Here is a 6,686-nt window from a genome sequence, read left to right as displayed (position 1 = left end):
ATCCCCAGCCGGACCGTAGGCGCCGGTGGTGTACCGGAACGAGTCACGGGCCCTCCCGCGCTTCTTGAACCGGGGAAACCGACCCGCCGGCCCTTCCGCTTCCCTTACCGGGAGTCGGTGAAGTTCTTCAACCCCCGGGCAAGCTGATCCAGGCCAGCGCGGAACGCCTCCTTCGAGCACCGCGCCCACCACGGGGCCAGCTTGTGTTTCGCAGCGTTCCAGGCCAGCCGCAACGCGGGCAGCGTCCACGACACCGGGGTGAGCAGATCACCGGTCAGCCCGTAGGACTGTTCGGCCTCGCGCTGCGCGAACGCGGCTTTCACCCGGACCAGACCCCAGTTGTAGGCGAACCGCCCTGCCCCGGCATGCCGGCGCAGAGCGGCAAGCCGGACGGTGTTTGGATCGAGAGCGAACCGGTACGCCTGGAAAGTCTTCATCCGTCCGTCTCCATGGCGGCGGCGACCGCGCGGGCGGCCCGGCTGGCTGCGGCGCGACGACCATACAGTCGGGCGCACAGCGACGTCAGGATCTCGGTGACGTCCCGGACAAGGTCGTCGTCCACCTCCGCGGAGTCGACAACGAGCAGGCGTCGGCCCTGCGCGGACAGTGCCGCCTCGACATACTCGGCGCCGACCCGGGCAAACCGGTCCCGGTGCTCCACGACGATCGTCGACACGTCCGGGTCCCGCAGCAGGCCGAGGAACTTCCGCCGGTGACCGTTGAGTACGGAACCGACCTCGGTAACGACCCGACCGACCGTGACACCGTTTTCGCCACACCACATCGCGACGCGGGCAACCTACCGGACAGGTCGAAGCGCTGGTCCGCTGACGACACCCGCGCGTACACCACCGCGGCAACCTGCCGGACAGGGGCGGCAGGCTCGTCGACGATCACCAGCCCGCCGACCTTACGGGCAGGGACCGGGAGGAAGCCGTCGCGGTACCAGCGGCGTGCCGTGGTGTACCCGACGCCGTTCGCAGCGGCCCGCTCCTTAAGGTTCACACGGCCACTATACGGCGCCATCAGGCGCCATCAGACGCCATCAGACGCCGATTCGACAACAGCTAACAACCCCAAGGGGATACGGACGACGACGCCTGCCCGACCGGTCCCGGATCCCGTGGCNCCCCCGCCGGATCGTCCGGTCCNCCCAGGCGGCACCCGCCGACCCTCGACCCGTGTCGAGCCGACCGCCGGAGGGTGTCCCTGCCCGGGAAGGCCGCAGTTCGGTGACGAACCCCAGTCCCGGACCGTCACCGATCTCCAGCAGCGCGGCTCGACCACCGCCACGGGACATGAGGTCACGCCACCGCGGCCAGGCCGGTGGGGGCGCTGTGCCTCGTGATGCCGGGCCGGGTCAGTTCTCCTCGGGCCCGAAGGGATCATCGAGAAAATCGAGGAACGAGCTGTCCAGGCGACCGGGACCAAGATCGTCTTTATCGGCAACGTCCCGGTGATCCGGACTTTCCCGCAGCGACCGGGCGGTATCGTCCCGCAGTCCAATCATGAAGTCCTCGGCGAGACGCACCTGTTCCTGCAGGGATGCGAGCTTCTCCTCGGCCAGGGTAACCCAGGTTCTCAACCGTTCCCGCAGTTCCCTGCGATGATCCGGGGCAAGATCGGGCTGGCTGATCCGCTCACGCAATGTGATGAGAGAGCGCATCTCCTCGAGCGTGAACCCCAGCGGTTTCATCTTCTTGATGAGGAAAAACCGGTCGAGTGCGTCGTCGTCGTACAGCGGGAAACCACCCGAGGTGTGGCCTACCGGCGCGAGCAGGCCGGCATCCTCGTAGAAGCGGGCGGTACGCAGGGACAAGGTCACCAGGGTGGCAACGTCACCGATCCGGTAGCGGCCGTCACGGGCATCGGCGGAAGACCCGGCGCTGCTGGTTATGGACAATTCAACCCTTATCACGTGAGCATGGCGACTGGTATTCGAGTGTCAAGCGTCTCTAGTATCGGCCACTCGCAGCTACACAGGACCGGTAAAGATCTAGTAATCCACGGCCGACGCCGACCGTGACGTCGGTCACCAACGGACTCCGGTTGCTCCACAGGAGCCCGAGCGCCGGCCGCCACCCCGGATCGGTGACCATGGATTCACGAGTCCGTCATACCGTCCGATCCGCATCACCGTGCAGGCCGATGACGAAGTCCTCCGCGACTCCCGCCTGCTGCCGCAGGGTGGCCAGCTTCTCCTCAGCCAGCACGACCCAGGTATGCAGCCGCTCGCGCAGTTCGGTCCGCCGACTCTCGGAGATCGTCGAATCCGACAGCTCGTCGCGCACCGACAACAGCGACCGCATCTCCTCCAACGTGAACCCCAGCGACTTCATCTTCTTGATGACCAGCAGCCGATCGACGGCCTCGTCGTCGTACAGACGGAAGCCACCCGGCGTACGTCCGGCGGGAGTAAGCAGTCCGGCTTCCTCGTAGTACCGGACCGCGCGCAGCGAAAGCCCGACCCGCTCGGCAACCTCACCTATCTGACGGGTGTTTCCGCGGGCCGCGCGGAACGCGGAACGATCGCGACGCGTCGTGGACACCGTAACCCTTACGTTCGTGCCTCGAAGACTCGGGCTAAAATGGTTGACACTCGACTCTACGGCCTGTCCTGCGGAGACTCNAACAGAGNCCGCAACTAGNCCCCNANCCCCACACCGCCACACCGTGAGCACACTGGAAGAACAACGCCCACCCATGGCAACATCCACAACCACGCCGGCGGCGTGGACCCCTGGCGAGGCAGCGGGCAGGGTGGGGCCCAGCCCGGGTCGCCCACGTCACCCCACGTCCGCGGACTCCACTCACGTCACGGGGGCCGATCGGTCGACGCCGGGATCGTGAACCGGCAGGCTCAGTGCGGACCCCATCGCTTCGCGCCAGGGGCGGTGGGACATCGGCGGACAGGCCCCGATCGCGGGCCGGCAGAACGAGGAGACGGCTGTGCTGACCAGGATCGACCACGTCGGGATCGCGGTGGCTTCCCTCACCGAGGCCATCCCCCGCTATGAGGAGGCATTCGGTCTGGAGGTCGTGCACCAGGAGGAGAACGAGCGCCAAGGGGTGCGCGAAGCGATGCTGCTGGTCCACAGCGGCAAGACCGGGAACTCCTACGTCCAGCTGCTGGAACCGCTGCGCGAGGACAGCCCGATCGGGAAGTTCCTGGCCAAGCGGGGGCCGGGCATCCACCACATCGCCTACGGCGTCGCCGACATCGACAGCGCCCTGGCGACCCTGACCATGACCGGATTCGATCTGGTCAACAAGACTCCGGTGCACGGCACCGCCGGCAGCCGGATCGCGTTCATCCATCCCAAGGGCCTCGGAGGCGTGCTCACCGAACTCGTCGAGGCCGCCGAGGGGCACTGAGCCGGGCCGGACGACCCCGCGTCGCAGCCATCCCCTGACCGGCCCCTGTCCGGGCGGGGCAGCGAAGGCGCGGGGCGATGAATCCCCGGCGGCGCGCCCGGCGGCACCCGGCGACGGCCCCGGCCCATGGCGGATCATGGACCGGGGATCACCGGTCGCGGATCACCGGCGGCTTCTCGCGGCGGACACGTTCGCGGTCGGGACCGGATCGAGCGGGACCACCGATGAACCGTTCCACTGGTAACGCACGGTCGCACCACCCGCTGTCGGGCAGCACATCGGGTCGCTTGGCCGGTAGAGATCGTACTGGAGGGCGACGACCCGGTCGGTGGACCAGATCCAGCGGATCGTGGCGCTCGGCTGCGGCGAGTCGTAGCCGATGAACCGGCCACGATGGAAGAAGAACGCCCGCTGCGGATGCCCGTCCCCGGATGTCGACAGCAGTCCGACGATCACGCTGAGATCGTTGCTCCGGTCATAACCGCCGAGGACGATCGGCGTGTACCCCGCCGATCGGACCACCGCCGCGGCGTTGGCGATGCCCAGCGCCGGCGCGCCGGAGGTGGACGAGGCAGCGGAGGCTGTTCCGGCGATCCCGCCCATCAGGGTGAACGTACCGATCATCACTGAAACGGCAAGTCCGCGACGTAGCGCCATGAGACCTCCCAGGTTCCGTGCTGACCCGACTTCCGTGCCGACCCGGCCCAACCTAGATGCCCTCTTCGGTGGGCGCCGACCAGCTAGGGGGTATGGCCGGTATGTCGCCCGATTCGAACCGGTCAGTCCCCCGGCCGGCGGATCTGGCGGGCTCCACACCGGAACGGGCGGGAAGCCGTGCTGTCGGGGGCACTGTCGGGGGCACTAGTGTCGGTGGGTGGCGTACCCGCCGGAACCCTGGGAGCTGCGCGGTAGGATGGTCGTCTCCGTCTGGTTCGTGCCCCGCGCGGCGCTGGCCGGCGCCTTCCCCCGGGCGGTGACCGTTCTCGGCCGGGTCCCGGTGGCCACCGTCTGGGTTCGCTACGATCCGCGTGGCGTCCTCGCCTACCGTGAGGTCATGGCCGCCTTGCTGGTATGGCACAGGCGGCACCTGCGCGTGACGGTCCCGCATATCTGGGTGGACAGCCCGGCATCCCAGGTCGGCGGTCGCGCCCTGTGGGGGATTCCCAAGGAACTGGCCGTCTTCACCGAACGACCGGGCACGTCCACACGACCGGAAACGGCCGGGGACGCCGACGGCACCCACCTGCACGCCCGGGACGCCACCGGGACGATCGTCGCCGCGGCGGTAAGCCGGGGACGGCGGCTGCCGGGCAGGTGGCCGGTCCGCTTCCGCGTGGTGCAGGATCTCGACGGTCAGCCCCGGGTGAGCCCGGTGCGGCTGGCCGGGCGGCTCGCCCTGCACCGGTCACGATGGGACCCGGCGGCGGAGGGTCCGCTGGGTTTCCTCACCGGGCACCGGCCTCGGCTCACCGTCCGTCTGGACGACTTCCGGATGATTTTCGGAGCCGGAGCCGGCCGGGACGGAATCCCTCGTCCGACCCGACGTGCCCGCCGAGGGGCCTGTCGAGAGGCCCGGCCGCCCCGCCGACCGGCCTGACCCGCCCGGCCACCCGGCTGGCCCAGCCGGCCCAGCCGCCGCCGTGCCGGAGCCGCGCCGTCACCGCGGTGACGGCGAGCGCACCCGGCGTCCGGCGGAAGGTGGTCAGGGTCGCTCCCGGCACGTGCATCCGCAGGGTGGCGACCGAGCGGGGGCGGACGAACTCGCGCAGCCCCTCCGCGCCGTGCACCCGGCCGAACCCGCTTTCGCCGCTGCCCCCGAAGGGCAGGGCGGGCATCCCGGCAAACGCCAGCACCGCGTTGACGGACACCATCCCAGCGTCGAGCCGGCTGGCGATCTCGTCTCCCCGGGACCGGGAGAAAACCGTCGCACCGAGCGCGTACGGGGTGCCGTTGGCCAGCGTGACGGCCTCGTCAACGTCGGCGACGGTCCGGACGGTGGCGACCGGCCCGAACGTCTCCTCCTGCACGGCGGGGCTGCCCTCCGGCACGTCGACCAGCACGACCGGTTCGATGAAGGTGTCCCCCACCGACTCCGTCCCGCCGATCAGGGCGGTCGCGCCGCGGGCCAGCGCGTCAGCCACGTGGCGGCGCACGATCGCCGCCTGGCCGGGCATCGTCATCGGACCGTAGGATGCGTCCCGGTCGGCACCGGGACGAACCCCGTCGAGCTCGCGGCGCAGTGCGGCGAGGAAGGGCGCGGCGACCGCCTCGGTCACGTAGATCCGCTCAACCCCGGCACAGGTCTGGCCGCCATTGGACATCGCTCCCCAGGCCGCTGCCCGCGCGGCGGCGGCCACGTCAGCGTCGTCGGCGACGATCAGCGGGTCCTTGCCGCCGCATTCGATCACCACCGGGACGAGGGACGACGCGCAGGCCGCCATGACCAGGCGGCCGGTCGCGGGCGAACCGGTAAAGGCAATCTTGTCGACCCCGGCTGTACACAGGGCGGCACCGGTCGGACCGAAGCCGGTGACCATGGTCAGGACCCCGGCCGGCGCGTCCGGATTCGCCGCGGCGAACGCCGCGACCAGGTACGCGCCCACCGCCGGGGTGTACTCGCTGGGCTTGAAGACCACCGTGTTACCGGCTGCCAGGGCATACGCGATCGAACCGCTCGGGGTGAACAGCGGATAGTTCCACGGCCCGATCACCCCGACGACCCCGAACGGGCGGTACTCGATCCGTCCGGTGTGGTTCGCCAGGAACGGGCCGGGCGACACCCGGCGGGTCCGCAGCACGCGGGCGGCGTTGCGGGCCGCCCAGCGGATGTGTTCCAACGTCAGCAGCAGCTCGATGCGGGCATCGGCGGCGGTCTTGCCGTTCTCGGCGTGCAGGAGGTCGATCAGCTCGGTCTCGTGACGGACGAGGTGCGCCGCCCAGCGCAGCAGATGGTCGCGCCGCCGTGCCGCCGCGAGCCCCGCCCACCAGCCCGCCGCCGACCGGGCGGACGCCACGGCCGCCCGCACCTGGGTCGGCTCCATCACCGGGAAGCTCGCGACCACCGCGCCGGTGGCCGGATCCGTCGACAGGAGCGTCCCGATGCCGGCCGCCGGGTAGACCGCCGGACCGACCCCCTCAGTCACCCCGGTCTCCCGGTTCGCTACGGTCTGCGGGTTCTGCGGGTTCTGCGGGTTCTGCGGGGTCGGCCGCATGGGGAGCTCCTCGCCGCGGGTGGCGGAACGTCCTTCCCTTACCCGGCGAGGATATGACCGCCACCCACAGAGAAACGAGTCCCGTCATCCTCAGATCAT

The 6,686-nt window shown here is 70.0% G+C and carries 5 protein-coding genes and 3 pseudogenes; 2 read left to right on the top strand and 6 right to left on the bottom strand.

The features are described 5' to 3' along the window. From ALLO2_RS11620 to ALLO2_RS11605, 4 genes and pseudogenes are all read right to left on the bottom strand, one after another. A pseudogene (locus ALLO2_RS11620) lies at positions 1-437 on the bottom strand (helix-turn-helix domain-containing protein); the annotation flags it as partial. Then, positions 434-1,005, bottom strand: a pseudogene (locus tag ALLO2_RS11615) (IS607 family transposase). The pseudogenes ALLO2_RS11615 and ALLO2_RS11620, both read right to left, overlap by 4 nt. A gap of 355 nt (positions 1,006-1,360) precedes the next feature. Then, on the bottom strand, positions 1,361-1,903 hold the full coding sequence (locus tag ALLO2_RS11610) for a MerR family transcriptional regulator (protein ID WP_011437168.1): 543 nt from the start codon (positions 1,901-1,903) through the stop codon (positions 1,361-1,363). A 211-nt stretch (positions 1,904-2,114) separates the two neighbouring features. Beyond that, positions 2,115-2,549 carry a MerR family transcriptional regulator gene (locus ALLO2_RS11605; RefSeq protein WP_011437169.1) on the bottom strand — a complete coding sequence of 145 codons (435 nt, stop codon included), beginning with the start codon at positions 2,547-2,549 and terminating at the stop codon, positions 2,115-2,117. A 400-nt stretch (positions 2,550-2,949) separates the two neighbouring features. Here ALLO2_RS11605 and mce point away from each other — a divergent pair, with 400 nt between their 5' ends. Beyond that, positions 2,950-3,375: a methylmalonyl-CoA epimerase gene (gene mce / locus ALLO2_RS11600; RefSeq protein ID WP_011437170.1), complete on the top strand. Its 426-nt coding sequence runs from the start codon at positions 2,950-2,952 to the stop codon at positions 3,373-3,375. 162 nt (positions 3,376-3,537) lie between these two features. On the opposite strand, the gene ALLO2_RS11595 is transcribed toward mce, so the two are convergent. Then, positions 3,538-3,999, bottom strand: a complete 462-nt coding sequence (locus tag ALLO2_RS11595; protein WP_232235042.1) for an LppP/LprE family lipoprotein — start codon at positions 3,997-3,999, stop codon at positions 3,538-3,540. A gap of 250 nt (positions 4,000-4,249) precedes the next feature. Between ALLO2_RS11595 and ALLO2_RS27200 the strand changes: the two are divergent. Continuing rightward, a pseudogene (locus ALLO2_RS27200) lies at positions 4,250-4,726 on the top strand (acetoacetate decarboxylase family protein); the annotation flags it as partial. 115 nt (positions 4,727-4,841) lie between these two features. Here the strand turns inward: ALLO2_RS27200 and ALLO2_RS11590 are convergent. Further along, positions 4,842-6,587 carry an aldehyde dehydrogenase family protein gene (locus tag ALLO2_RS11590; RefSeq protein ID WP_011437173.1) on the bottom strand — a complete coding sequence of 582 codons (1,746 nt, stop codon included), beginning with the start codon at positions 6,585-6,587 and terminating at the stop codon, positions 4,842-4,844. Positions 6,588-6,686 lie beyond the last annotated feature (99 nt).

It is taken from the genome of Frankia sp. Allo2, assembly GCF_000733325.1.
Lineage (GTDB): Bacteria > Actinomycetota > Actinomycetes > Frankiales > Frankiaceae > Frankia > Frankia casuarinae.
The sequence above is the reverse complement of the archived record's forward strand: the minus strand, read 5'-3'. Positions and strand labels throughout refer to the sequence as shown.